Origin of the sequence: Pseudomonas sp. GD03862 (assembly GCF_029840855.1) — a bacterium.
Taxonomy (GTDB): domain Bacteria; phylum Pseudomonadota; class Gammaproteobacteria; order Pseudomonadales; family Pseudomonadaceae; genus Aquipseudomonas; species Aquipseudomonas alloputida.
Genome location: NZ_JAOCDI010000107.1, coordinates 1 through 1,430, shown reverse-complemented (window position 1 = coordinate 1,430; position 1,430 = coordinate 1). Strand labels below are relative to the sequence as shown.

The following is a 1,430-nucleotide window of genomic DNA, read 5'->3' as shown; positions in this document are numbered from 1 at the left end:
CTAATGCCAGTCAGTTAAGCTGACTGGCATTTTTCATTTTCGGGTGGGGTACTTCGCTGGACGTTGCTTCACCGTTCGCGGAAACCATCGGTCAGGCCGTCGATGTGGCAAGACATATTGTGCCGCCGAAGCCTGCAGATCCGACAAAAATCCCGGCAAATTTCCGGGGTGGTTCAAGGATGTGCCATGCAGCAAGCCCAGTATTGCCCAGCTACAGGCAGTAAAACTCATCTCGCATGGGTACACACCAGGGCACTGTCGAGACATTTGCACCATCTGATAACGCAACAGGTTGTAGCCCAGCAGTACGCCCCATAGCTCTTGCGCAATCATCTCCGGCGTCTTGCTTCTCAGCGTATATTCACCACCTAAAAGCCCTTGCTTGATCTCTCGATATCCCAGTTCGATTTCCCAACGCTGACTGTAAAGGTCGACGATCTCATCACCCGGGAAACGCAGCGGATCGACCATTGAGGTCAGTACGCTCACCACCTTGCCTTTAATCGTCTTGCTTAACAGCCGTGCTCGAGTCTCCAGCGGCAGGCCGGGCCATTGCTTACGGGCTTGTGGCGAGGTGCGCAGAATGACTACGGCATCGTTGCGCCCAAGCTTGTGCTCGACTTCGTACTGGCTACCCTTCTTCAAAGGAATAAGCCAATGACGCTGCTCGCCTTGTGATTGCCAGTGATGCAGCAAACCCAACGAGTAGAAACCTTTATCGAACAGGGTCAGCGAGTGATCAGGCGTGGTAGCGATCAACTGTTCGGCCAGCTTCATTTCGCTACTGTGATAGCTCTCGAAAGTACTGCTTATCAGCAGATGGCTAGTCAGTTCCATCTGGCAGACCATTCGGACTTGAGGGTAACTGCCATCGCCATGCTGATTGGTCGCGCCGCCGTAGCACGCCCGATTTTCTGCGGTGTCGGGGGTATTCCAGACGACGCCATCCACACCCAAAAGTGTTAACCCCAACCATTGAGGGTGTTGGACTTCTGCATGCCATCGCTGCTGGGTGAGCGAAAACACCTCGCGAACCGCTTCGCTACCCAGCCGTTGCCGTCCCTGAACAACAGCGCTGGGCGCCACCAGCGGTCGCTTGCCCGGCAGCATGATGTCCATGTGATTCACGACATCCCAAGCCGACATCCGGCGGAACAACGCCATGCCGATGATGCACCAGACCAGGCTTTCCAACGGCAACCGGCGCTTGCGTATAGTCGAGACACCTGCCGTTTCGAAGGCCTGTTTCACAATGTCTGGATCAAGCAAGGCTCCAAGCCCTTCGAGGGCATGTGGCCGCGATGCCATTTCATGAGTGAGGGACAGGGCTTTTGACAGGCGCATAAAAAATCCGATGCTCGTTTCCAAGCATCGGATTTTGCGGCCTATGGGCTAAAGGTCAATGCGTCAGTCTTAACTGACTGGCATTA

General features: G+C 54.8%; 1 protein-coding gene. It reads right to left on the bottom strand.

Annotated features, from left to right (window positions below):
* Positions 1–33 precede the first annotated feature (33 nt).
* Positions 34–1,344, bottom strand: a complete 1,311-nt coding sequence (locus N5D53_RS27535) for an IS4 family transposase (protein ID WP_104960600.1) — start codon at positions 1,342–1,344, stop codon at positions 34–36.
* Positions 1,345–1,430: the final 86 nt, after the last annotated feature.

What these genes read in the sequence shown, in the direction of transcription:
- N5D53_RS27535 (WP_104960600.1), bottom strand. Translation starts at nt 1,344, where the DNA reads ATGCGCCTGTCAAAAGCCCTGTCCCTCACTCATGAAATGGCATCGCGG.